Raw genomic sequence first — 25,535 nt, 5'->3', positions numbered from 1 at the left:
GTGAGAAAGATGGATGGTAAGGTGGGCATTGCCCACCCTACTGGATTACTAGAACCAAAGCTAGAAAACTTAATGATTCCTTTCTATAAACTCAACGGCGATGCTGATAAATTAGTTGAGGTTTTAGGACTGCATTTTGACCCAGATATAGAGCTTGCGAAGCGTTCCGAGGAAACCGCACAAAATCGGGCTAATGCCAGCAAGATCGAAGTAATTGGACTTTTACCAGATGATGAAGATGAGTAGTGTCAAGCTCTATCTAATTTTCTTATGGATTTTGTAGAAGCTTTTAAAGAACTCAAAAGCGAACTAAAAGAAGAATGGCTCGACTTCTACGAAGAAAATTATGATTGGATTGAAACCCTCGGCGTTTATAGGGATGTAACTTGGAGCGCCAATAGTAGAGATCAAAGTCACTACTTCTTGCTGGGTGTTTTAAGTGCGCTAAATCCCAAATTTTCAGGTTTATTGAAAGTTTTTAAAAAGCTAACCTCGGATCCCCAAAAAATAACAAAAACGATCGATATATTCGATCTCGACTTAGCGAAAGAACTTGAAAAACGAGCAGCCTCAAAAATGCAAAACGCAGAACTTATTTCTTTACCGCCAGAGTCAGAAGCTAAAAAATCAAATACCGACCCCGATCTCGAATATCTCGATCGCATTAGACAGGATATAAATCAATAGAATGTGAAGACGATCGGGAGTAAATAGGTGACTTAGCTTAACCTCTCCGCTCAATATTGATTCCCAAGTATTTACTTTATGAGTACAAGTGATGAGATCGATGAGTTTCTTGAAGAAATTGAAAGCGAGCTTGAAAGAAAATGGCTAGAGTATTACGAAGCAAATCGAGTCTGGATTGTTGCTTCAGGTCTCTATAAAGTAGATTCCTATAGTGATAAAAAATTTAGCATATCTAGGGAATTTATTCTGGGTGTCATTACGGCTCTCGAACCAAGACTCACAAAACTATTACCCTATTTAGTGAAAGTCAATGCAGATAGAGACACTTTAATTAGTAAGTTAGGATTAAATCTCGATCCAGAATCGATGTTAGTACAACGAGAATTAGAAATTCTCAGGAGTAAACAAGCTGAAGTCGTTCCTTTACTCCCAGAATCAACAGAACAGAACTCTAACTCAGACCCCGATACAGAATACCTCAACCAAATTCGACAAGATATGAATTCGCAACATCCACCGTCATGAAATCGCAAGCAATGAGCAATGCTATGCCCCTACGAAATGAGTGCTAAACTTAGCTCCTTTAAGACTTTGATATTAAATATATTAATCAAATCTTATAATATAGGAATCAATAAAATCGCTCAGTCTTATGGAATTTCAACAGTCTTTTGAAAAGTTTAAATTGGAATTAAGAGATAAGTGGCTCGATTATTATGAGATCAACTTAGACTGGATTCACAAACTTATGGATTCTACGAATCGATGGTATAAACTTTCAGAAGGGTCTCGTCCCGATTCAATGTTTGTGTTAGGTGCAGTTAGTGCTTTGGATGAAAATGCTAGAGTATTACTGAATTCTTTCTTAGAACTTAGCAGTGACTATAACAAGTTAGTGAAAGCATTAGGCTTAGATTTCGATCCAGATATTGAATTAGATATACGAGATAAAATGCGTATACAGGAAGCAAAATCTATCCCTTTACTTGGGGAAGCAGAATCAAAAGAGCAAAACTCTAACTCAGACCCCGATACAGATTACCTCAACCAAATTCGACAAGATATGAATCCGCAACACCCACCGCCATAAAATCGCAAGCAATGCGCCTCTACTCTAACTTTACTTTACGGTTCCCAAAATAATAACAGGAGATAAATTATGACCGTCGCTCAAGAACCTTCCGCTCTTAACTTCGACTGCGAAACCGGCAATTACCATACTTTCTGCCCCATCAGTTGCGTTGCTTGGTTGTATCAAAAAATTGAAGATAGTTTCTTCCTCGTCATCGGCACAAAAACTTGCGGTTACTTCCTGCAAAATGCGATGGGCGTGATGATTTTCGCCGAACCGCGCTATGCAATGGCGGAACTCGAAGAAGGCGATATTTCTGCCCAACTGAACGATTACGAAGAACTGAAAAGATTGTGCTTGCAAATTAAGCGCGATCGCAACCCCAGCGTTATCGTGTGGATCGGCACTTGTACCACCGAAATCATTAAAATGGATTTGGAAGGTCTCGCCCCCAAACTCGAAGCCGAAATCGGCATTCCTATCGTCACCGCGCGCGCTAACGGTCTCGATTATGCCTTCACTCAAGGCGAAGATACCGTGCTTGCTTCTATGGCAAATAAATGCCCGAGCAAAGTCGTTGAATCAGAAAAAGAAGAACGCAACGCAATTAAAAAACTGCTCAACTTCGGTCGCAAGAAAGAAGATATCGCACAAGATGCTGAAGATGTCAATCATCATCCTTTAGTTCTCTTCGGTTCGCTCCCCGATCCCGTCGTCACCAACTTAACCTTAGAACTGAAGAAACAAGGCATTAATGTCTCCGGTTGGTTGCCCGCAAAACGTTACACGGAACTGCCAACTTTAGAAGAAGGTTACTATGTTTGTGGGGTGAATCCTTTCCTCTCGCGCACGGCGACAACGTTGATGCGCCGTCGCAAGTGCAAACTCATCGGCGCACCCTTCCCGATTGGCCCGGATGGGACTCGCGCTTGGATTGAAAAGATTTGTTCGGTGTTCGGAATTGAACCCCAAGGATTGGAAGAACGCGAAGCGCAAATTTGGGAAAATCTGGAAGATTATATCCAATTAATTCGCGGTAAGTCGGTCTTCTTTATGGGCGATAATTTGCTGGAAATTTCTTTGGCGCGTTTCTTGATTCGTTGCGGCATGACTTGCCAAGAAATCGGCATTCCTTATATGGATAAGCGCTACCAAGCAGCAGAATTAGCGTTACTGGAAAAAACTTGTAACGACATGGGCGTACCAATTCCGAAGATTATCGAAAAGCCGGATAATTACAATCAAATTCAGCGCATTTACGAGCAGAAACCGGATTTAGTAATTACGGGAATGGCGCACGCAAATCCGTTGGAAGCGCGGGGAATTAATACCAAGTGGTCGGTCGAGTTTACCTTCGCACAAATCCACGGTTTCACGAACGCGCGCGATATTTTAGAGCTTGCAACTCGCCCCCTACGTCGCAATAATAACTTGAAAGATTTGGGCTGGGAGAAGTTGGTGAAAGAAGCCAAAGTTTAAGGCTAAAATTTGTGTTTTTTGAAGCAGCGGGACGGGTTAATATTCGTCCTGCTGTTTTTTATTGCATATTAATCATTAATACCTAATAAAAATGCGCTCGTCTCTCGGTGCATGGCTCAATCCTAAAATAGATGTTATACCAGATTGATATGAAGCTGCATAGAATGAAAAGTAGGGTGTGGAGCGCGAAGCGTAACGCACCGTTATCCTGAGAATTTAGGAGAGTTGATTTTAGGCAACGCAATCTTAAATTGGTATTAATTTTATAAGTGGGTTCCGAGTCGCCCGCTAAAATTCATTGAGAGCGTACCGGATTAATTCGGATTTATCTGCTCTAGCCCCAGAGGAAAATATGAATTCATTTCTACTCGTTTTTGCGGCAACTTTCAGCCTAGAAGTTGCCATTATCTTAATGCTCGCCTTGCTGCCTCGGCTCGGCGGATTAGGTAAGGATCTGCTCGAGTCTTTTACGAAAGCGCCTTGGCTCGATGTTATCTTATCCGTTATGCTGTGGGTTCCCTGGCTTATAAGCGGGCTAATCGACGGTGCGAGCGGTATTTTTGCAGCGTTAGTCGCGCAAATCACAGCCCTGCAATTGTGGTGCGCGCTGCACGAGTTGGCACATCGTCAGACGACAGCCGGATGTGGCATCGCCCGTTTCCACAATCAACGTTTGGGATGGTGGCGAAATAATCTCGCGTTGTGGGTGACATCGGTTGTTGTTCCTGTCTTTTTTCTCATTCGTTTTGCCGAAATTTTTGTTTATCCCTGGCTAACTTGGCTGTTGGGTTTTCCGAAATACAATCACAGCGAGTGGGTAAATGTCAGTCGCCAAAAATTTCAAGGTTTAATCGGTAAAGATTTGATTTGGTGTCTGTACTGCGACTGGATGACGGGAGTGTATTCGCTCGGTGCAGAAATGCTGCGGAATGTGGAATCTTTCTGGTGTCCGATTCGCTTTTACGACGGGAAGAAATGCGAGAATTGCAAGATTGATTTTCCCGATATTGAAGGGGGTTGGATTGCGGCAGAGGGTAGTATGAACGATGTGGAACAAGTGTTAGTCCAAAAGTATAGCGATCGCGAACAGTCCTGGTTTGGACATCCCGAACGGCAAGCTAAGTCGGGCAAACAATGAGATTGCGCAATCTTCCCAGTTCGGTTTATTTGTGGCTAGCAATTTTTATTTTTGCTGCCTCGAGTTCTGTGACGCGAAGACTGATAAATCTTGGCGAACAGCATCTCCTAAACGATCGCAACCCGATTTCGTCCTGCAATGTATTGTTTGTGGGCAATCTTTGCGCTTTGTTGGTGCTGCTTCCCCTATTTATTCGACATTGGAATCGTAATAATTTGGCGCGATTGAAGAGGGGAGATTGGTTGGCGATGGCTGTTACAGCAGTGCTTGCAAGCGCGATCGCGCCCGGTCTTTTTTTCATGGCGCTTGAAAAAACAATGGTGACAAACGTCGTGTTGATAAGTCGTTTGGAAACACCCCTGACTTTAATCTTAAGTGTTATCTTTTTGGGCGAGCGCGTCAATGTTTGGACGGCAATGGGTTCGCTGGTATCGTTCTGTGGAGTGGTGGTGACGGCAGTTTTAACCAATTCAACGGCAACGATGAAAATGGGGGGTTCTGGACTTATTATCGGTCAAGGAGAGTTAATGGCTGCGATCGCGGCAATTTTTCTTTCCATTTCGACTCTTATCAGTCAATCGCGCCTCCAACAGATTCCTTTGGGAATTTTTACGATTTTTCGCACGACTTTAGGCACAATTTTCTTTTTTACTCTGGCGATAAAGTTATTTGGGATGGCGCATTTTGCTGAAGCTTTTTCGCCGTTTCTGTGGCAATGGATGTTGCTTTATGGCGGTTTAATTGTCGTTGGCGGTCAACTGTGTTGGTTTACTGCGCTAAAAGGTGCGACTTCAGCCGAGATTGCGATCGCGAGTTCCTTTAATCCCATCGCTGCCATTGCGATCGCATTTTTACTACTTGGAGAAGTCCCAACTCAGTCTCAGTTGTTAGGCGGCAGTCTCATTGTTTTAGGAATTGCGATCGGTTTAGTCAGTCGCCTCCGTCAAAGAAGTAGTAGAGAGACACCCGTCGATACAGTCAATTCTTTTAAAGGAGTTTAAAAGCTCGTTATAGCGCTATTTCAGCCTTCATAATTCATCATTTAAATGAGTCTTGGCTTACTGTTTGATGGTGCGTTACGCTCCGCTAACGCACCCTACTTTCAACATTCATAATTCATCACTCATAACTCAGAATTCATACGCTCTATTTTCCCCCCCGCTCGATAAAATCCACCTCGAACATCTTCTTGCAACTCTTCCACAATAAAACGCGCTCCCTCCTCCCGCAAATTGCGAGGAAATTGCACGTTCCAATCGGAATTATATCCCGGCGAAACAACGCGAACTTTTAACTGGCTGCCCTTTTTGTAGCATTCAACAATGATTCCAGTAGGAGTAACGCTTTGCGGCTGAATTTGGGCTTTGATGCGCTGGATTTGCGCTTGAAATTCGCGCCCTTTTTCGGGATTAACCATCGCAACAAAACTCGCAAAGCCTTGAATTGCTGCTAGGACGTTGTTAGAATTGCCCCAATGTTTGCCTTCAATGCCATCGCGTTCGATGTGAAATAGAGTCGCGCGGAAGCGTTTGAGGGTGGCGCGATCGCAATTCGGAAATTCATTAACGACTACGCCCGTCACTTCCATCTGACTCGATTTGCGGCGCAAAATCCTCGTTTTCTCCGGGTTAATCGCAAATCCTTCATGGGTGACAATCGCTTCGGTTCGCCGCATAATATTGCACAGATGCCGCAAACTTTCCCCCGAAGCAGAAAACGTGAGATCGTCGGCGTAGCGAGTGTAAGTAAACCCGCATTCAGCAGCCATCGCACTCAAACGCTTATCCAGACGGCGACAGAGAACATTGCTGAGGGCGGGAGAGGCAGGAGAACCTTGGGGGAGGTGGCGATCGCCCGTGGCAACATAGTAGGTTGTACCGTCGAGTTCCACGGCTACGGTATCCGCTTCCGTACACAAAAGCGCAAAGATCGTTGCTGCCGCCTCCGAATAGCCGATCGCGCGAAACAACCCTTTGACGCGCTTGTAGGAAATAGAAGGAAAGAAATCCTTCAGGTCAAAATTAATAATAACCTCTGCACCGACGTGAGGCTGCGCGTTAGTGACAATCGAGCGATCGCGCAAAAACCCGTGTGCCGCCTCCCCCACTTCCACCCGTTCCAAAATATTGACAAAAACCCAATGTTGTGCTGCCTTTAGCTTCGGCATCGGGGCCGAAATCCGACGCACCCCGCCCGTCTTTTTAGGAATATTGAAGCAAACATAGTGAGAAATCTTCGACGTTTTGCGATTAAACGCCAAAAATCGCAACTGTCCCACTGAAATCCCCATTGCCTCGGCAATTTGCGCCGCATTCTTCAAAATCGGCAAACCGCGCGCCTGTAAACGTTCCTCACGGCAATCCCTCTCATTCAGCCCCGCCGATACGCCCTCACCCAAATAGCCGATATCCTGCTGCTGTCGTTCCCGCCAAGCTGCCGCCCGTTCCTGGCGTTCTCGTTCCCGCCGTTCCTTGGTTTCCTGCCGCTTGCGCCGCGACTCTGCCAGTCTTTCCTGCAATAATCGCTTGCGCGCCGCCGCTTCATCCTGTAACGAGCGGTTTTGCTGGCGCAACTGCGTTAGTTCTTGCTGAATCTGCGCTTTACGCCGAATTTCATCCGCCGGGTCTTCGGGCATTTCCCCTTCAGCAGGCCAAAATCCGAAGCGAATCATCTCCTCAAGGATAAACTGCTCCTTACCCATAGCACGGACGCGATCGTAGAGTTCTTGGCGAGTACGCGGTTGGTCGGACATACAGTATTAAGATGACAGGCCTGTCCGAGATTATAGTCGATCGCACCTGAATCGAAAATATATGAGTGATGAAGGGTGAAGGATGAATTACGAATTACGAATTACGAACTACGAATTACGAACTATTCAGTCAAAATTTGATTGCGAACTGACAGTAACATTTGATTGGCTTCATTTAACGATTCAAACGTGCCTGCATCCGCCCAACGACCGCGCACAAAGCTAAATTCTAACTGTTGTCGCTGGCGATAAACATCATTAACGCTCGTAATTTCATATTCACCGCGCCCAGAAGGTTGAAGCGTGCGGATAATATCAAAAACTTGTTCGTCATACATATAACAACCGACAACCGCATAATTCGTTTTAGGATTTGCCGGTTTTTCCTCGATTTCAAGAATGCGTTGTTCGTCCAAAGCAGCAACAGCAAATCGTTCCGGATCGCCCACTTCCTTCAGTAAAATTCTCGCGCCTTTTTCCTGCTGTAAAAAGCTTTCTAAATGGGGACGAATTGAATACTCAAAAATATTATCTCCTAGCAAAACTACAATTTTTTTACCGCTAGCAAAAGTTTCTGCTAAAGAAAGTGCGTCGGCAATTCCTTGAGGCTGTTCTTGGACTCGGTAAGTAAATTCGCAGCCCATCCGCCGCCCAGAACCGAGCGAGTTCACGACATCGCCCATATGGTTGGTAGAAGTGACGACCAAAATATCGCGCACCCCAGCACTCACCAACTGTTTGACGGGATGCCAAATCATCGGTTCGCGTCCGACGGGTAACAAATGTTTGTTGGTGACTTCGGTGAGGGGTTCGAGGCGGGAACCTTGACCGCCTGCAAGGATAATTCCTTTAATTTCCGTCAGGGGTCGTCTGTTTTGCTCGCCTGAAGCCGACAATTGTTGAATTTCCATGTTGCAATAACCTATCCGGCGATCTACGCTATCTTAGCTTGAGAATCTTTGCGCTCTCGAAGATAACCCGATTTTTCCAATGGCTTATAAAACCTTGTGAGACTTGCAAAAGCTTCTGGATAACATTCCTTACAAGGGGATTATACGGAAACTTTCTGCTTTTTGTCCCATAGGGGTTAATTATCCAGAACAAGTCGGTACAATAAGTAGTTAGACAGACTAAGCTATTTGTGGGGAGGTAGTTGGAAGGCTATTTGTAAGAAGCGATAGCTGAAGAAAGCTTAACGTCTTGGTTGAGGAGTGTGGTAAAACCAAGAGGTTTTCAATCTTTAATAAATCTCGATCGAGATTAGCTAGATCTAGTTCATCAAGGTTAATCTATAAGTAGGCTACTCCTTATTTGCCTCAATCATGTCTGACACAACATTTAACGTCTCACCTGAGGTAACGAAGAAACGCGATCGCGAGATTGTGGACTACGTTGGTGAACTTCGCACTGCGCTCCGGCGGCCCATTGAGCAACACTGGCTACCGCGCAATCCGGTGGTTTCGTGCGACGACGATCACGCCCTTATCAAAGCGCTAACCTACTCGTTTTACGACCATGTCCCCCTTCGTCTCACGCCAGACGCATTGTGGATTACTCTCGCACGTGGGTTCGCACTTCATGTAAACGAGAACGCTGAAGAACTCCGTCACAGATTCGTTAGCCATTCTGGCAAAAAAAAACTGACGGTTACCCGAATGGATTTCTCACTCGGGAGGGAGAATCCATGGCCGGAAGTGTTTGCGGCGTTTGCGGATCAAATTGACGAACATACGGGTGGCCTCGGCAAAATCGTCCGCGCTGATTTTTCCACAACCGGCCCGACGGAGGTTGCTGCGTCAAACCTGATGGCAATGGACACATTCAAATCGTACTTCAAGTACGATTTTTTTGGCGGATGCGGCATTCCTCGGATCACACTTGCGGGGACGGAACAGGATTGGAATAAACTCCGGCGACTCGCTCAACAATTCGCTGAATTTGGACTTGAAGATTGGATCAATGCGCTCGACCCGATTCTTGAGCAGTTCTGTAATGCTAAACGCGGAAAGGTGGACGACGAGTTTTGGAAATCAATGTTTCGGTACAACAGCGGTTCAGGGCGTGCCGTCATGACTGGCTGGGCAAATGTCTTGTTCCCATACTTCAAAAACGACCGCGAACAACTTTACTTCAACCCGTTTCTCAATGATTGGAAGCAGCGACTGGAGATTGATGACAAACAACATCGGCAAGAGCGTTGGGAGGATCCGCAGGGGATTGGTATTGGTGCAATTCCGAATTGCATGACTTCCGTGCCACTTACCGTGCATTGGGGCACACAGGAAACCGAAATGCGATTGGTTGGCGGTCTCCTCGCCGTTACACAGGATGAGGCAACAAATACCTTGGAACCCGAATGTGGGTGGGTTATCATTTATGAATATGAATCGCCCGTCGATGAATTGTTCGCTCACTACTATAAATGGCTTGAACAACGAGCGGAAAAACAAATTGCCAAACCCAGTCACGATATCTTTAACCCGTAACTGTAAACATTCCGTTTGACGTAATCCTGTCCCATAAAGCAATTTAACGATTAATTGATGAACTCCCGATAAATGATTAATAATGGCTAGAACTTCCCCTTTTGTCAGAACGGTTGGTACATAACGACTTTTTTTTGCCCGGACTGCATCAACCTGTAAATCTAATTCCTGTTTAAGAACTTCTTTATAGAGAAATAAAACAGCACTTAAAGCCTGATTTTGAGTAGAAGCTGCCACATTTTCTTCAACAGCCAGATAAGTTAAAAATTCTTCAATTTCTTTTCCACCTATTTCTCGTGGGTGGCGTTTATTATGGAAGAGAATATAGCGTTTAATCCAATTAATTTAACTTTTTTCAGTTTTGTAAGAGTAATGCTTCACACGAATGACATCACAGACTTGTTCAAGGAGTTTTTTAGGGGGTTTTTCCATTGGGGGATATTCAGAATGTTTCTGGATAACATTCCCTACAAGGGGATTATACGGAAACTTTCTGCTTTTTGTCCCATAGGGGTTGATTATCCAGAAAAAGTCGGTACAATAAGTAGTTGTGCGGCTTAGATATCGGTGGGGGTGTTACTTGAAGCTTGTCTGTTAGCATCGAATGTGAGATGGTTTTGAACTGATGGCGAAAACGGAGCCAACATGAATCAGCAATTGCCTCAGTTTATCCACTCTGTTGTCGATCGTTTGCAGTCAGTTCAGGGAATTGCAGCGATCGCTCTAGGTGGTTCAAGGGCACGAGGCAACCCTACACAGAAGTCAGATGTAGATCTGGGAATTTACTACAAGCCAGAGAATCCACTTGATTTAGTTGCGCTCAATCGCCTTGCCTCTGAAATTGACGACACTCATCGCCAAAATTTAATCACCCCAATTGGAGGATGGGGAAAATGGATTAATGGCGGTGGTTGGCTACAGGTAGAAGGTGTCCCAGTAGACTTTCTCTATCGTGATGTGGCTCAGGTTAGCCGTGTCATTGATGATTGCCATGCTGGGCAAATTACAATTGATTATCAGCCTGGTCATCCCCACGGCTTTGTATCCTCTATTTATATGGGTGAAGTGGCAATTGGTTTGCCGCTTTATGATCCGCATGGCGTTCTAGACGCTTTAAAGACTAGGACAACTCTCTATCCAAGTCAGCTTAAACAAGCAACAATCAACACGTTTGCCTGGGAAATTAGTTTTTCACTGTTCATTGCGGGAAAGGCTGTTGCACGCGGTGACGTTGCCTATGCCGCAGGGTGTTGTTTCCGCAGCGTGGCTTGTATAAATCAGGCATTATTTGCACTCAATGAAGAGTACTTATTGAACGAGAAAGGCGCGGTGGCAGTTGCCAACAGTTTTGCGCTGTGTCCACAAGACTATCAACAACGGGTTGAGTCAGTGTTTGCTTTGTTAACAGCTGATGCAAAGTCAATTATGGATGCGATCGCCATTCTGGATGAAATTGAACAGGATTTGAGTCAATGGTATGGCGATCGCCGGTTGGTCATGTAAAGTCTACAGGGGTTGGCAATGCCGCACAACAACGCCCATGCACACCGACCGCCGAGAGTTGATCGGTTATGATGCAGAGGTTATCTACGGCGGGTGATGGGCAACGTTCTACCGGCGCTTGCAGTAGAGAGATACTTTCTTGCTTGCTGAGGGTATTACTACAGCCATAGTTCAGCCCCATGCAGCCCAGCGCGATCGCACCGATCGCCAGGAAGCTCACGACGTAGGCAAGATAGGACGGCCAAAGCTGGAGGAGTGCTGCTCCGAGGGCTGTACTGGGAGGCGGAACTTTGATTTCGAGTACCAGCAGGGTAATCGCGATCGCGAAAACACCGTCGCTGAATGCCTCCAAGCGGTTCGTTTCCAAGCTTGCCTCCTCTACCCGTAGTTGTTAAAAGATCGAGTTTGGGTTGCTACGCGATCGCTCTTCGGTTACTCAGATTTCAGCGATGCCATATCGATCGCAAAGCGGTACTTCACATCGGACTTCAGTAATCGCTCGTAGGCTTCATTAACCTTCTGAATGGGAATCACTTCCACATCGGCAGTGATATTGTGTTCGCCGCAAAAATCGAGCATTTCCTGGGTTTCGGCAATACCGCCAATGTTAGAGCCAGAAAGACTGCGGCGACCCATAATCAGGTTAAAAGCAGCAACATCATGGGGATTTGGGGAAGCGCCGACTAAGGTGAGGTTGCCATCGACGCGAAGAAGGTTGAGATAGGCATTCTTAGATGCGCTGGGAACTGTGTTAGCGCAGCCCCAAAATCTGCAAGCGAAAAATTTAAAGATTTCTTTATTAGAAGATTTATCGCGGGTGGAAGCGGCGAGCGATTCGGAGTATGTTAGGAAACAAAGCGTTTAGCTCCATACGATTGTACTGACGCTGATAAATCTCACATCCGCTCGTTCAAAATTGTTTTTTTTCTGATGATTCACGGTTTTATTCCTCCAGAACGCTATTATCCTTACCTAACGCAGACGGATATTGAAGCAATTCCAGATCGCGCCAATACAGTGATTCTCCAGCCGATTGGCGCGATCGAACAGCACGGCCCTCATTTACCCTTAGCGGTGGATGCTGCGATCGCATCGGGCATTCTCGGCGCTGCTTTAGAGGTGTTAGACTCAGATATCCCCGCCTACGCGCTACCGACGCTATACTACGGCAAATCGAACGAGCATTGGCACTTTCCCGGTACGATTTCGCTCTCAGCAACGACGTTACTCGCGATCTTGATGGATCTCGCTGATAGCTTGTACCGCGCTGGTTTTCGTAAATTAGCCTTTGTTAACGCTCACGGCGGACAACCGGAGGTTCTGGCGATCGCAGCGCGGGATATTCACCTCAAGTACGGCGATTTTTGCGTTTTTCCGCTCTTTTTGTGGAATGTTCCCCAAGTCGCGGAAGTCGCGGAGGCGTTATTCGATCGCAAAGAAATCGAATGGGGAATCCATGCAGGCGGCATTGAAACTAGCTTAATGCTCTCTTTATTGCCCGATTGGGTGAAAATGGAGCGCGCCGTCTTTGAATTTCCCCAAAATCTGCCTCAAAATAGCCTCTTGAGCATGGAAGGACGTTTGCCCTTCGCTTGGGCGACGCAGGATTTAAGCAAAAGTGGCGTTTTGGGCGATGCAACGATCGCAACCCGGGAAAAAGGCGATCGGCTCAAAGCTGCTTTGGTCGCTGGCTGGGTACAAGCGATCGGCGATCTTCATCAGTTCGAGCAACCGCACCCCCTCGGCACAATGCAATAAAAGAATCAATCTATTTCTTAAAGTGCATGATTTAAAAAATTCTGTATGGAAGATTACTAAAGTTCTACGGTGCAAGTGATTAAGATGCTGACATTGTAATAAAACGCAATCTTTAAAGGTTAACCTCCTAGCATGAATCCTCCCCACAAACAAGATATTAAAGGCGGAGCGCAAGAGCGTCTTACTTTCGTCGAGCAGTGCTTGCAGCAATTAATTCTCTGCACGAACGACAGTTGCAGCAAGGAAACCCAAGAAACGCTCTTAGAACTTGGCTTGACTGTTTTGGAACGGGGTGACTTTAAGGAACGGTGGGAAGTCGCTAAAATTATTCCCAAATTAGGGACAATGGCGATCGCGCCGCTAGCAGAGATTATTCAAGATGAAAGCGCTGATTTAGAGGAGCGCTGGTTTGCCGCTCGCATTTTAGCCGGATTCGATCGCGACGATGCCATTCTCGCATTAGCGCAAGTGCTAGCGACGACAGAAGATAGCGATTTAATCGAGATTGCCGCCAACGCTTTAGCAAATTTCGGTGCGGCTGCCGTTCGCGTTCTCGCGCCGCTACTGGAGTGTTCCCCCCTGCAACGAGTCGCAGCGCGCGCGTTAGCGCAAATTCACTCTCCCGAAGCGATCGCACCCTTATTAACGATAGCGCGCGCCCCCGATGCAACCCTGCGGGCAACCGCAATTGAAGCCTTAGCGAACTTCCGCGATCCTCGCATTATTTCAGTCTTAATTGAAGCATTAGGCGACTTAGAAGCGCCCATTCGTAAAGAAGCCGCGATCGGGCTGGGATTTCGGGCAGATTCAGCCGCAGAATATAACTTATTGGCGCATTTACGGCCGCTGCTTTACGATTTTCATCTCGAAGTTTGCCAGCAAGCCGCGATCGCGATCGGGAAAATGCCGGGGGAGGAAGCCGAATGCTACTTATCCGAAACGCTCCAATCTCCGCTTACCCCAGTCCCCCTACAACTAACGCTGATTCAAGCCCTAGCATGGCGAGAAACTGCCAGCAGTTTAGCTTATTTACAGCAAGCATTACCTTTCCTGTCCGAGCAAGGAATTCTCGCCCTCCTTCGCGCCCTCGGTAGAATTCGCTCTGAAGCGCTCAAAGGACAAGCAGCAAGGATTTTGCTCGATTTTTATGAAAGTCAACATCCCCAACTCGTTAAAATGCAGATCGAGCAAGCCCTAGCCCACAGTCTCGGACAATTGCAAGATAAAAAAGGGATATCCGTTTTGCAACTCCTGGCCAACTCTCCTAAAAATAGCGTAAAATTGCACGCGATCGCAGCACTCAAACGCTTTCCTAACTCGCCTAACGACGCGATCGCATCCTAGCTTCAAAGGAAAACTATCAAAACCGGACAGCGCTTGCCGACCTTTTGTGCTAAAACAATTAACACTGGGCGGCATTTATAGCGCTTGTTCGCAGTTTTTATCCTAAGCTTTAACTAATCCTTTAATTCACCATTCCCAATTCATCCCTCATAACTCATAACTCATAATTCATAATTCATAACTCACCATTTATAATTCATAACTCATAATTCATAATTCCTATGAGCAACCAATTTAGAGAACTCTTAAAAAAAGTCGGGAGCGGTCAACATACTAAAAAAGATTTAACCCGAAGCGAAGCCGCGATCGCCGCCGGGATGATGTTAACCCAAGAAGCCACCCCCGCTCAAATTGGTGCATTCCTCATCGCCCATCGCATCAAACGTCCCACCGGTATCGAACTCGCCGGGATGTTAGATAGCTACGACGAATTGAGCCACAAACTGCAACCGCTCCCTCCCTCTCTTTACCCCGTTGTCGTTTTTGGCATTCCCTACGACGGGCGCAGTCGCACCGCCCCCTTAACCCCAATTACCGCCTTACTCCTCGCAGCAACGGGCGTAAACGTCATCCTCCACGGCGGCGATATCATGCCCACCAAATACGGTATTCCCCTCGTCGCTATTTGGCGCGGACTCGGATTGGAGTTCGCACACCGCAACGCCTCTCAACTACAAACCTTGCTCGAGCAAACTGGATTTACCTTCGTTCATATATCCGAACAATTCCCCCTCGCCGCCGCCCTCGTTCCCTACCGCGACCAAATCGGCAAACGCCCGCCCCTCGCCACATTAGAACTCATGTGGTCGCCTTATGCCGGTTCGCACCATCTGATTGCCGGTTACGTTCATCCGCCCACCGAAGCGATGATGAAAGTTGCCTTCGCCGAACGCGGACAGAGAGACTATACCTTAGTGAAAGGGTTAGAGGGGAGTTGCGATTTGCGCCTGTCGCAAACAACCATCGTTGTTGCCAGTCAGCCCGATAGCGAAGCAGGATTTAAGTATCTCAAGCTCAATCCCCACGATTATGGTTTTGCCGGAAAAGATGTAGCGTTAGAGTCGGAGCAAGAATTGTTCGCACAACTCGAAACGGTACTGGCGGGGAAACCTTCAGAATTGTTCCGCGCGATTGTTTGGAATAGCGGCTTCTACCTCTGGCGCTGTGGCGTTTGCGACGATTTTGCAGTGGGATTGCAACGGGCGGAGGAATTGTTAGTGGGGGGTGCAGTGGCAGCGAAACGGGACGAGATTCGCGCGGCTATCCGTTGAAGTCAAACACGCTCTATCGTAGGGTGGGCATTGCCGTTTCTGGGATTGAACCTAAAAAAAAGGCATAAAGTCGGCAATGCCCACCCGCGTAATTTTGCCCGCGATCGAGTAGTTGACCGGCTCTCTAGGTGTAGAGCCACTACCAATTTTTATACATTATTTCTTGAATCTCTGCCATAGTCTCTACCACCCGCCGATCCTTCTGCAAAATATCCGCTACATCTTCACCAAATCGTATGAATGTTAGTTAACCCCTGAATTTTCAGATCGCGAGTAACAAGAGGAAAACCTAAAGACAAAGCTGTAGCAGCAATAATCCTATCTGGCATATCCGGAACTATTACACGGTCAATTTGTCGAATCGTTGCCGACACATTACGTTCTAGAGGTGCTAGGGTAATACCAACGTTGGGGTCGTCCAAAGCATTTAAAATACGGGTCAGGACTTCTTCTTCTAAGCGTCCCTTCTCAACCAAATAAGCAATTTCTACGATTGAGATAGCTGATACATAAATAGGATTTCCTGCATTAACTGCTTGTTCTAATGCGGTTAATGCGGCTTCTGATAATCTTGGTAAATCAAAAATATACCAAATTAAAGTATGTGTATCCGCTACAACTGATGTCATTAGATGATATCCCTTGGAAAATTACCCCACATTTCTTTTCGCGCTTTAGCAATCTCTTTCTCAGTAATATCTACCTTCAAATCGGCACATAATCCCCTAACACTCCTTAAAGAAGACTTATTTGTTATTTTTTGGTATAAAAATTCAGCAAAATCCAGTAACTCCTGCTGTTTATCTAGAGGCAACTGCCGTAATTTTTCTAATACTGTTTGCTCGATGCTCATTTCAATTAGTTCTCCAAAATTCCTTGAATCTCTGCCATAATCTCATACCAATTCTCATTGATTTTGCATGATTCCCGAAGAGGGCATAACAATGTTATGCCCCTACGACGAAAAATTTAGTGCATCGTAACTGAGAATTGGTATCAGCTACCCGCCAAGCCTTATCCTTTCCCTCAGCATCCCTGGCTACATCCCAATGGGGTTGTGCTATCGAACGGGTCAGCGTCCGGTTGGTTCGTTGCCTCCTTCGAGTTTTCAAAGTTTATCCCCGTTCTGCTAACAAATCAATAATTTGCGATCGCTGTTCGGGATCAGCCCAACGTTGCAGAACCCTTTTCATCGGTCAAACACGCTCTATCGTAGGGTGGGCATTGCCGTTTCTGGGATTGAACCTAAAAAAAAGGGCATCAAGGCGGCAATGCCCACCAGCGCAATTTTGCCCATGACTGAGTAGGTTGACCGGCTCTCTAGGGTAGAACGGTAGAGGGTGCGGACTTATTCTCGGGTGTAGTCAAGAATAACTTAGATTCTACATACTTGCGGCAAGTATTGGCTTCATTGCTCATCAATCTTCAACCCGATTTTAAATAACAACTTTTCGTGCGTTCTGAAAACTCTTGCATCATTTCAGGAGCCGTACTTAAAGGAGATCGACATAGAAAACATAGCGTTCCCGCAACAAATTCCCGGCAGCAGCGATGAACTTTTAACTGGAGATAATACCGGGGGAGGTGTCCGGGTTTTCCTGCGGGATTGAGCGGTAATTCGTCTTTCGGTTCGAGGTACGGTCGATTGGCGCGTTTCCATTCTACCCGTTCGGCAAAGCGATCGAAGGAATCGGAATTAAGATAAGGATTGCGCGGCGATTGTTGCTGCAATTCGTTATGAATTGAGGCGTAGAGTTGCTGTTGAACGGTGAAGCCAAATTTCCCTTGGCTGTGGTGGAGCCAAAGATTATTGAGGGTGCGTAAATCTTGACAGGGGAAGTTTTTAATATCTTTTGATTCTAGCATCCCAAACTTCTGTTTATTGACAGCTTGGAGGATTTTTTCAGCGGTTTCGCGATCGGCTTTTTTGAAGTTTTTATGGGAGAGAAAAAGAGATAATTGGGAATAATTTAAACCGACTTCTGAGGCTGCCGATCCCGAGAGGGGAAGACTGGGAGAAGAATAGGAAGCGAAGGGACACCAATCGAGCCAGCATCCCGATTTGGCTAAGGGCAGTCCGAATCGCGCCAGAGCGAAAATCAGGAAGCCCGCGATCGCAATTTTAAGCCATTTCCATTTCTTCATCGTGAGAAAAACCGGGCTTCTCAATTAACAATAACCGCTGGCTTATTGTAACGAGAAACCCGGTTTTAACCTCAGTGCGATCGCGCCTTTTAACGAATTTCTGGCGCGCGCAAAACGGCAAGAGATTGAGACTGCCCCGTCATAGCATTCGAGGCTGCTAAAGTCGGAACGGAGGCGCGCAACCGTTGCGTTAAAGCTGTCGTAGTTGAATCGTAAATCTGCGTTGCAATTTTCGGGTAAAATCCAATCCCAATAATGGGAACGAGTAAGCAAGCAATAATAAACACTTCGCGCGGTTCTGCGTCGATAAGCGATTCGTCGGCAAGCTCTGGATTTTCTTTACCGTAGAAGATTTCTCGCAGCATCGAGAGCAGGTAAACCGGCGTGAGAATTACGCCTACCGCTGCTAAGAGAACGACAATCACTCGGAAGGGGAGGCTATAGGCATCGCTGGTGGCGAAACCGACAAATACCATCAATTCGGCGACAAAACCGCTCATTCCCGGCAACGCGAGAGAAGCCAAAGAACAAGCCGTCCACATCGCGAAGACTTTCTTCATTTTCTGCCCTACGCCGCCCATTTCATCTAACATCAGCGTATGGGTGCGATCGTAGGTACAGCCGACCATAAAGAATAAGCTCGCCCCAATTAAGCCGTGGGAAATCATTTGCAGCACTGCGCCGCTGATTCCCAAGGGCGTAAAAGATGCCATCCCAATCAGCACGAATCCCATGTGGGAGATGGAAGAATAGGCAATTTTGCGCTTGAGATTGCGTTGAGCAAAAGAGGTAAGCGCGGCGTAGATAATATTCACCACCCCCAGAATAACGAGGACGGGGGCGAAGGTCGCGTGAGCGTCGGGTAGCATTCCCGCGTTCATGCGAAGCAGGGCATATCCGCCCATTTTTAAGAGGATGCCCGCCAGTAACATATGGGCGGGGGCAGTGGCTTCGCCGTGCGCGTCCGGCAGCCAGGTATGAAGGGGGAAGATGGGCAGTTTTACACCGTAAGCGATGAGAAAACCGCCGTAGAGGAGAAGTTGTAGTTTAATGGGGAAATCCTTGGCTGCGATCGCGCTCATATCGAAAGTCGTCGTATCGCCGTAAAACGCCATCGTTAGCGCTGCAATCAGGATAAATAGCGATCCCCCCGCCGTGTAGAGAATAAATTTAGTCGCGGCGTAGAGGCGCTTTTTCCCGCCCCAAATCGCTAAAATCAAGTACACCGGCACCAACTCCAACTCCCATACCAGGAAAAAGAGCAGCAGATCCTGAACGGCGAAAACGGCAATCTGTCCGCCGTACATTGCGAGCATCAAGAAGTAGAAGAGTTTCGGCTTGAGCGTGACGGGCCAAGCGGCCATCGTTGCTAAGGTGGTAATAAAGCCGGTGAGCAAAATTAAAGGCATGGAGAGGCCATCGGCTCCAACCGACCATTTCAAGTCGAGTTCCGGCAGCCAGGTGTAACTTTCTACCAGTTGCAGGTTGGGGTTGGAGAAGTCATACCCAGTACAGAATGCGTAAACGATAAAGGCAAAGTCGATTAACCCGATAACCAAAGCGTACCATCGCACGGTTTTGCCGTCTTTATCCGGAATAATCGGAATCAGCATTGCGGCAGCAATGGGAAACAGGATAATCGTGGTTAGCCAGGGAAAATTTTCTAGATTCATGGCTAAGGTTACTAAGAACTGGATCGGTTCGGTTTGGGGTTATGGGTTAGGATGTGGCGTGCGGGGGAAGGGGCAGAGGGGGCAAATAGCTTACTCTGATTGAATTCACCCGCGATCGCGCTCTATACACCTTAAACCAAGTTGGAGCGTCCGGCGCTCGAATTTCAGCCTACTTTAACCTTCGGTAAGATTAGGTCAATTTTTTAAAGCAAGAGGGCGAAGTTGTTGCGATCGCAGAATGCTCTACCGTCTCTCATCGAAAATTTTCTTCTAAATTTGACCTCCCGCGCCAACTGAGTCAATGAAGCTTCGCCCTGCTGGCGCGAGAATTGCCAAATTTTAGTTAAGCATCGACCTCTTCTTTAGGTTCCCACTTAAACATCAAAACGCCCAAAGGTGGCAAACACAAATCAAGAGAATAGGGATGCTCGTGGAACGACCACTCCTCCGTCCACTTTCCGCCTAAATTCCCCATATTGCTTCCACCAAAAGGTTTGGCATCGCTGTTGAAAATTTCCGCATAAAAGCCAGCCTCTGGTACGCCAATTCGGTAGTGACTGTAAGGTTGGGGCGTAAAATTGCAAACGACAACAATAAACTCATCGCTTTCTTTCGCGCGACGCATAAAAGAGACGACGCTATGACGATTATCGCTACAATCGATCCACTCAAACCCTTCTTGCTCGAAATCTCGGCTGTACAAAGCTGGCTCGGTTTTATACAACAAATTCAGCGCGCAGAAGAACTGTTTTAATTGTTGGTGCGGTTCGTACTGCAAAAGCTCCCAGTCCAAGTCGCTCCACACATTCCACTCACCCCATTGTCCCAATTCCATGCTCATAAACATGGTTTTCTTACCGGGATGGGCGTACATATACGAAAACAAGCAGCGAACGTTCGCCAACTTTTGCCACGTATCCCCGGGCATTTTGCCAATCATGGAACTTTTCCCGTGAACCACTTCATCGTGGGAAAGCGCCAACATATAATTCTCGCTGTGGTTGTACCACATACTAAACGTAATGTTGTTTTGGTGGAACTGTCGGAACCACGGATCCATGTGGAAATAATCCAACATATCGTGCATCCAGCCCATATTCCACTTCAAATTGAAGCCTAATCCCCCTGCGTAAGTCGGCCAAGATACCATCGGCCAAGAAGTCGATTCTTCAGCAACAGAAATTACGCCGGGAAAATAACTAAATAAAACCGAGTTCACCTGACGCAAGAAATCTGCTGCTTCTAGATTTTCCCGACCGCCATATTCATTCGTGACCCACTCGCCCGGATTTCGACAGTAATCGAGATAAAGCATGGAAGCAACCGCATCCACGCGAATGCCATCAATGTGGTATTTATCGAACCAAAAAAGAGCATTGGCAACTAAGAAGTTGCGGACTTCGTTGCGAGAGTAATTAAAAACTAGCGTTCCCCACTCTTTATGTTCGCCCTTGCGAGGATCGCCATGTTCGTAAAGGTGAGTTCCATCAAAAAATGCTAAACCGTGTCCGTCTTTGGGGAAATGTCCGGGAACCCAGTCTACAATTACGCCAATATCGTTTTTGTGACATTGGTCTACAAAATACATGAAATCTTCTGGAGTGCCAAAACGCGAGGTTGGCGCGTAATACCCCGTAACTTGATACCCCCAAGAGCCATCGAAGGGATGTTCGGCAATGGGTAAGAGTTCGATGTGGGTGTAACCCAGTTCTTTGACGTAGGGGATTAATTTTTCAGCCAGTTCGTAGTAGGTTAGATAGCGCGCGCCGTATTTATATTCGTTAACGGCTATCGATTGACCTTCGCCGTGGAGGTGGCGGGGCGGGTTGTCGTAAGATTCGTGCAACCAAGAACCGATGTGAACTTCATAGACCGAGACGGGTTGCGTGAGAGGTTCGGTATGGCGGCGCTTTTCTAGCCAATCGCTGTCATTCCATTGGTAGTTATCGAGGTTAGCGACGATAGAGGCGGTTTTGGGGCGAACTTCTTGCTGAAAACCATAGGGGTCGGATTTTTCGTAGATGTGACCTTCTTGGTTTTTAATTTCGTATTTATAGGAAGTGCCGACACCGAGTTCGGGAATGAAGAGTTCCCAGGTTCCATTTCCCTTTTTGCGCATTTGATGCTGTCGTCCGTCCCACTGGTTGAAGTCGCCCAGAACTGAAACGTTGCGAGCGCTAGGGGCCCAAACTGCGAAGTAAACGCCTGTGATACCGTCGATTTCAGTGGGGTGAGCGCCGAGTTTTTCGTAAATGCGGTGATGGTTGCCTTCGGTGAAGAGGTGGAGGTCAAACTCGGTGAGTTTGGGGGAGCGGAAGGCATAGGGGTCGTAGGTGACGCGCTCGTGTTCTCCTTCTTGGATGCGGAGTTGGTAGTTAGCGAGTTCTTCTGTTGCGATCGCGCATTCAAAAAAGTTGGGATGATGGACGGATTGCATGGAATACTCTTTGCGCTCGTCCGGACAGATGACCCAAGCGGCAGATGCTTTGGGGAGATAGGCGCGAACGACCCACTGATTGGGACTGTCCCCATTTTGCTCGACCGGATGGGGACCGAGGATTTGAAAGGGGTCGTGGTGTTGGTTATAAACAATGAGATCGACTTGTTCGCGGGGAGTGGTTGTATGCATTTATGTATGATTGAGAGCGATCGAGCGAAGAATTTAGGGTAGAAAAAAAGGTTGTGACCAGTTTAGTCCAGTTTGGATACAGATGGGTTGGCTCGATTTTCCGCGTCTGAGGGTCGTCTTGAATCTCGAGGGGAAATGTACGCAATTTATTAATTTTGTCAAGCCTTGTTCTGAGATTGGCTCCCTGACTTAACTCCGATGCCGAGCGCCTTAAAAAGCCCAAAATCCTGCTACGATCCGTAGTGAACCATTTAGAGCGACCTCACCTGCAATGTCTGGCGTTTTGGCGCTGGGGATTGTCAGGAGCGGTTCGTGTATAGTATTTCTTAATTTAATCTTAAATTAGTTCCGTCACGCGACTCCCACCGGAGCGGCTCTCAAATGTTAATACCCCCCTCGAGGCTTGTCACTCTTTCTAGGTCGAGCCTCAGCCTAAGTTGACTTCCTACAGCTAATGAAAAATTTATGCTTATCCGGCTTTGGCTATCTCGAGAATAGTTTCGAGGTCAAGCCTTTCGATATTTTTTTGCCATTACCTCGCTCTCAATAATATTTTCCTACAGCTATCTGTTCGATCGCGATCGCGAATCGTCTTTAACTCTCCTTCTGCACTCCTCTGTCGCGAGGAAATCCTCGGACTGGTAACAAAATTGTCTTTTGCTTGAAGGCTGTCGCTAGGCAGAAAAACAGGTAGCGCAAAAATTGGGACTTTTTGGAATGGAAAGTTGCTAAAATATTAGGTTGCAACAAAGTTGCTTATTTTCTAATCTCAGGTATTCCTATTTATGCATTTTATTAAGGATCGTCTTTCTGTCTTTGTGGACGGAAACAATATGTTCTATGCTCAACAAAAAAATGGTTGGTTTTTCGATCCCCGTCGCGTTCTCGAGTATTTCAAAAGCGAACCCTATGTAACTTTAGTCAATGCGTTTTGGTACACCGGACTAAAAGACCCCCAAGATCAGCGCGGTTTTCGGGATGCTTTAATCAGTTTGGGGTATACGGTACGGACGAAGATTCTTAAAGAATATTACGACGATAATTCTGGGCGTTATTCCCAAAAAGCCAATCTCGATATTGAAATTGTGGTCGATATGTTTAATACCTGCGAACAGTATAATCGAGTCGTGCTTTTTAGTGGGGATGGGGACTTTGAACGCGCGATCGAATTGTTGCGATCGAAAAATACCCATATTACGGTCGTCTCAACCGAAGGAATGATCGCTAGAGAATTACGCAATGCTGCCGATTGTTACATCGATCTCAACGATATTCGCAACGCCATTGAGAAAAACGATTGTTTGTAGCTTCCTTTAACAATTGACAATCGATCGGGGAAAATTGACAGCATTGAGGCAGTAAAACTCTTAAGGTGCGTTAGGCGCGATTTAAATGAATTTATCTTCGCGCCGTGACGCATCTGCCCATCAATCGAGAGGTGCGTTACGCTGCGCACTCCGATACCTGACTACCGACCTTGCTAACCGACTTAAAGCTAGGCATTAGCTGGGTTTGCGGGTGGTAAAACCTCTCGAATGGTTTTGAGCGCTGGGCTTTAAAATTTGTATCGAGGCGGCTAGCTCAGTTCTGGAAAATTGGTTTAGAGTAGAGAGTGTTAAACCACTCAAAAAATTGGAATGAAATAATGAACGTCCAGAGCGATCGCATTATCATCTTCGATACGACTCTCCGCGATGGCGAACAATCGCCCGGTGCTAGCCTGAACCTGGATGAAAAACTGTCGATCGCGAAGTCCCTAGCAAGACTGGGCGTTGACATTATTGAAGCCGGTTTTCCCTACACTAGCCCCGGCGATTTTGAGGCGGTACAAAGAATTGCTGAAGTGGTAGGAATCGAAGGCGGGCCGACGATTTGCGGTTTGGCGCGAGCGCGTACTGAAGATATCGCCCGCGCGGGCGAAGCGCTCAAACCCGCCCACAAATCCCGAATTCACACCTTTATCGCCACCTCCGACATTCACCTCAAGTATAAATTGAAGCGATCGCGCTCTGAAGTTCTCGCGATCGCGCCGGAAATGGTCGCCTACGCCAAAACCTTTACGGATGATGTCGAATTCTCCCCGGAAGATGCCGGACGCAGCGATCCGGAATTCCTCTATCAAGTCCTGGAAGCCGCCATTGATGCGGGCGCAACCACCGTTAATATCCCCGATACGGTTGGGTACTTGACACCGGGAGAGTTTGGTGCATTGATCGGCGGCATTAAAAAGAACGTGCCGAATATCGATCGCGCCATCATCTCCGTCCACGGACACAACGACCTCGGACTCGCCGTTGCTAACTTCCTCGAAGCCATTAAAAACGGCGCGCGCCAACTCGAATGCACGATTAACGGGATCGGCGAACGCGCCGGAAACGCCGCCCTCGAAGAACTGGTGATGGCGCTTTACGTCCGCCGCCAATACTTCAACCCCTTCCTCGGTCGTCCGGCAGAATCCGAGGAACCCCTCACCAACATCGATACGCGACAAATTGCCAAAACCTCCCGTTTGGTGTCTAACCTCACCGGGATGACGGTACAACCCAATAAAGCGATCGTCGGTGCAAATGCCTTCGCCCACGAATCCGGAATTCATCAAGATGGCGTGCTGAAAAACCGCCTTACTTACGAGATTATGGATGCCGAATCCATCGGATTGACTAATAATCTCATCGTTTTAGGCAAACTTTCCGGCCGCCACGCCTTCAGTACCCGCTTGAAGGAATTGGGCTACGAACTGTCAGAAACGGAGTTAAATAAAGCCTTTGTGCGCTTTAAAGAAGTTGCCGACAAAAAGAAGGAAATTACCGACTGGGATTTAGAAGCGATCGTTAACGACGAAACGCAGCAACCGGCTGAATTGTTCCGCTTGGAGTTCGTGCAAGTTTCTTGCGGCGATCGCGCCTGCCCGACGGCAACGGTAACAATTCGCACTCCCGAAGGCGAAGAACGCACGGATGCCGCGATCGGAACTGGGCCGGTCGATGCTGTCTATAAAGCAATCAACCGCGTCACCAATATTCCCAACGAACTGATCGAATTTTCGGTTAAATCTGTTACCGAAGGGATCGATGCAATGGGAGAAGTGACCATTCGCCTGCGCCATCAAGGGCGAACTTACTCCGGTCATGCTGCGAATACCGATATTATCGTCGCTTCGGCTCGCGCTTATATTAGCGCGTTGAACCGCTTGTGCGGTGCGTTGCAGCGGCAACAAAGCGATGCAACTCAAGCGATCGCGACAATCTAAGCTCGCTCCCTTGGAATTCACGCTATTCAACAGCGCGAGCGGACTAACCCGATAAGCTTCGGAGTCCCTCGCGCTCGAGATTCAAAATTGCTTCCCCTAGCCGCCCAGAAAATCCGGAGAGTTGCCAACGAGTCCGGGAATTCAATGAATATATTTTGGATTGCCATCGCGTGGAGTCTACTATCCCCCTAAAAATTATCGCAGTCGGCAACGCTAAGAGTTGTTTTTATTAGGAAAGGAATAGAGATTGACACTCCCCGTACTAAAGTAACGGGGATTCCTGATTCAGCGAGACAACTTGCCAACTAGATTTGCGTCTAGTTGACAGAGGTCGAACTCTCCCCAGGC

22 protein-coding genes and 1 pseudogene are annotated in these 25,535 nt (G+C 47.1%); 14 read left to right on the top strand and 9 right to left on the bottom strand.

The features are described from left to right. Positions 1-9 precede the first annotated feature (9 nt). The 7 genes from H6G50_RS08235 (at position 10) to H6G50_RS08205 (ending at position 5,377) form a co-directional block, all read left to right on the top strand. A complete protein-coding gene (locus H6G50_RS08235; protein ID WP_190715095.1) occupies positions 10-246 on the top strand; it encodes a DUF5331 domain-containing protein in 237 nt (78 codons plus the stop codon). A 24-nt stretch (positions 247-270) separates the two neighbouring features. Further along, complete coding sequence (locus H6G50_RS08230; RefSeq protein WP_190715093.1) at positions 271-687, top strand: DUF5331 domain-containing protein; 417 nt, start codon at positions 271-273, stop codon at positions 685-687. 78 nt (positions 688-765) lie between these two features. Beyond that, the gene (locus tag H6G50_RS08225; protein ID WP_190715091.1) at positions 766-1,212 is read left to right on the top strand and encodes a DUF5331 domain-containing protein; all 447 of its coding nucleotides are present in this window, start codon (positions 766-768) and stop codon (positions 1,210-1,212) included. 127 nt (positions 1,213-1,339) lie between these two features. After that, a complete protein-coding gene (locus H6G50_RS08220) occupies positions 1,340-1,777 on the top strand; it encodes a DUF5331 domain-containing protein (protein ID WP_190715089.1) in 438 nt (145 codons plus the stop codon). A gap of 69 nt (positions 1,778-1,846) precedes the next feature. Further along, positions 1,847-3,238: a ferredoxin:protochlorophyllide reductase (ATP-dependent) subunit N gene (locus H6G50_RS08215; RefSeq protein ID WP_190715087.1), complete on the top strand. Its 1,392-nt coding sequence runs from the start codon at positions 1,847-1,849 to the stop codon at positions 3,236-3,238. A 352-nt stretch (positions 3,239-3,590) separates the two neighbouring features. Next, a complete protein-coding gene (locus H6G50_RS08210; RefSeq protein ID WP_190715085.1) occupies positions 3,591-4,376 on the top strand; it encodes a hypothetical protein in 786 nt (261 codons plus the stop codon). Next, the gene (locus tag H6G50_RS08205) at positions 4,373-5,377 is read left to right on the top strand and encodes a DMT family transporter (RefSeq protein WP_190715084.1); all 1,005 of its coding nucleotides are present in this window, start codon (positions 4,373-4,375) and stop codon (positions 5,375-5,377) included. The genes H6G50_RS08210 and H6G50_RS08205 overlap by 4 nt, the downstream gene beginning before the upstream one ends. Positions 5,378-5,499: 122 nt before the next feature. Here the strand turns inward: H6G50_RS08205 and H6G50_RS08200 are convergent, their stop codons facing one another. Further along, a complete protein-coding gene (locus tag H6G50_RS08200) occupies positions 5,500-7,128 on the bottom strand; it encodes a reverse transcriptase family protein (RefSeq protein WP_190715083.1) in 1,629 nt (542 codons plus the stop codon). A gap of 122 nt (positions 7,129-7,250) precedes the next feature. Further along, positions 7,251-8,039, bottom strand: coding sequence for a sugar phosphate nucleotidyltransferase (locus H6G50_RS08195; RefSeq protein WP_199302763.1), 789 nt, complete (start codon positions 8,037-8,039; stop codon positions 7,251-7,253). A 411-nt stretch (positions 8,040-8,450) separates the two neighbouring features. Here H6G50_RS08195 and H6G50_RS08190 point away from each other — a divergent pair, with 411 nt between their 5' ends. Further along, positions 8,451-9,614 (top strand): DUF4419 domain-containing protein, encoded by a 1,164-nt coding sequence (locus H6G50_RS08190; protein ID WP_190715082.1) that lies wholly within the window; start codon positions 8,451-8,453, stop codon positions 9,612-9,614. A 645-nt stretch (positions 9,615-10,259) separates the two neighbouring features. Then, positions 10,260-11,117: a nucleotidyltransferase domain-containing protein gene (locus tag H6G50_RS08180; protein WP_190715081.1), complete on the top strand. Its 858-nt coding sequence runs from the start codon at positions 10,260-10,262 to the stop codon at positions 11,115-11,117. Here the strand turns inward: H6G50_RS08180 and H6G50_RS08175 are convergent. Together H6G50_RS08175 and H6G50_RS08170 are read right to left on the bottom strand one after the other, a co-directional pair. After that, positions 11,110-11,484: a TMEM175 family protein gene (locus H6G50_RS08175; RefSeq protein ID WP_190715080.1), complete on the bottom strand. Its 375-nt coding sequence runs from the start codon at positions 11,482-11,484 to the stop codon at positions 11,110-11,112. The genes H6G50_RS08180 and H6G50_RS08175 overlap by 8 nt on opposite strands. Before the next feature lie 65 nt (positions 11,485-11,549). Then, the gene (locus tag H6G50_RS08170; protein WP_242032756.1) at positions 11,550-11,753 is read right to left on the bottom strand and encodes a hypothetical protein; all 204 of its coding nucleotides are present in this window, start codon (positions 11,751-11,753) and stop codon (positions 11,550-11,552) included. Between the two features lie 297 nt (positions 11,754-12,050). On the opposite strand from H6G50_RS08170, the gene H6G50_RS08165 reads away from it, so the two are divergent. The 3 genes from H6G50_RS08165 (at position 12,051) to H6G50_RS08155 (ending at position 15,490) form a co-directional block, all read left to right on the top strand. Next, on the top strand, positions 12,051-12,875 hold the full coding sequence (locus tag H6G50_RS08165) for a creatininase family protein (protein WP_347239911.1): 825 nt from the start codon (positions 12,051-12,053) through the stop codon (positions 12,873-12,875). A gap of 132 nt (positions 12,876-13,007) precedes the next feature. Next, positions 13,008-14,219 (top strand): HEAT repeat domain-containing protein, encoded by a 1,212-nt coding sequence (locus H6G50_RS08160; RefSeq protein ID WP_190715077.1) that lies wholly within the window; start codon positions 13,008-13,010, stop codon positions 14,217-14,219. A 221-nt stretch (positions 14,220-14,440) separates the two neighbouring features. Continuing rightward, positions 14,441-15,490, top strand: a complete 1,050-nt coding sequence (locus tag H6G50_RS08155; protein WP_190715075.1) for an anthranilate phosphoribosyltransferase family protein — start codon at positions 14,441-14,443, stop codon at positions 15,488-15,490. A gap of 224 nt (positions 15,491-15,714) precedes the next feature. Here H6G50_RS08155 and H6G50_RS08150 read toward each other — a convergent pair whose 3' ends face one another. The 5 genes and pseudogenes from H6G50_RS08150 to glgB form a co-directional block, all read right to left on the bottom strand. Further along, on the bottom strand, positions 15,715-16,119 hold the full coding sequence (locus H6G50_RS08150) for a type II toxin-antitoxin system VapC family toxin (protein ID WP_190715073.1): 405 nt from the start codon (positions 16,117-16,119) through the stop codon (positions 15,715-15,717). Further along, a complete protein-coding gene (locus H6G50_RS08145) occupies positions 16,119-16,343 on the bottom strand; it encodes a DUF2281 domain-containing protein (RefSeq protein WP_190715071.1) in 225 nt (74 codons plus the stop codon). The genes H6G50_RS08150 and H6G50_RS08145 overlap by 1 nt, the downstream gene beginning before the upstream one ends. Positions 16,344-16,915: 572 nt before the next feature. Next, positions 16,916-17,635 (bottom strand): GUN4 domain-containing protein, encoded by a 720-nt coding sequence (locus H6G50_RS08140; RefSeq protein WP_190715069.1) that lies wholly within the window; start codon positions 17,633-17,635, stop codon positions 16,916-16,918. A 107-nt stretch (positions 17,636-17,742) separates the two neighbouring features. Continuing rightward, positions 17,743-19,308: pseudogene (locus H6G50_RS08135) on the bottom strand (NAD(P)H-quinone oxidoreductase subunit 4); the annotation flags it as partial. Between the two features lie 343 nt (positions 19,309-19,651). After that, positions 19,652-21,937 carry a 1,4-alpha-glucan branching enzyme gene (glgB, locus tag H6G50_RS08130; protein WP_190715065.1) on the bottom strand — a complete coding sequence of 762 codons (2,286 nt, stop codon included), beginning with the start codon at positions 21,935-21,937 and terminating at the stop codon, positions 19,652-19,654. 785 nt (positions 21,938-22,722) lie between these two features. Here glgB and H6G50_RS08125 point away from each other — a divergent pair. Both H6G50_RS08125 and H6G50_RS08120 read left to right on the top strand, forming a co-directional pair. Beyond that, entirely contained in the window at positions 22,723-23,244 is a 522-nt protein-coding gene (locus tag H6G50_RS08125; protein WP_190715063.1) for an NYN domain-containing protein, read from the top strand. A gap of 338 nt (positions 23,245-23,582) precedes the next feature. Next, positions 23,583-25,187, top strand: coding sequence for a 2-isopropylmalate synthase (locus H6G50_RS08120; protein ID WP_190715061.1), 1,605 nt, complete (start codon positions 23,583-23,585; stop codon positions 25,185-25,187). The last annotated feature ends 348 nt before the right edge of the window (positions 25,188-25,535 follow it).

It is taken from the genome of Oscillatoria sp. FACHB-1406 (genome assembly GCF_014698145.1).
GTDB lineage: Bacteria > Cyanobacteriota > Cyanobacteriia > Cyanobacteriales > Spirulinaceae > FACHB-1406.
This window is presented reverse-complemented; position numbering and strand designations above follow the sequence as displayed.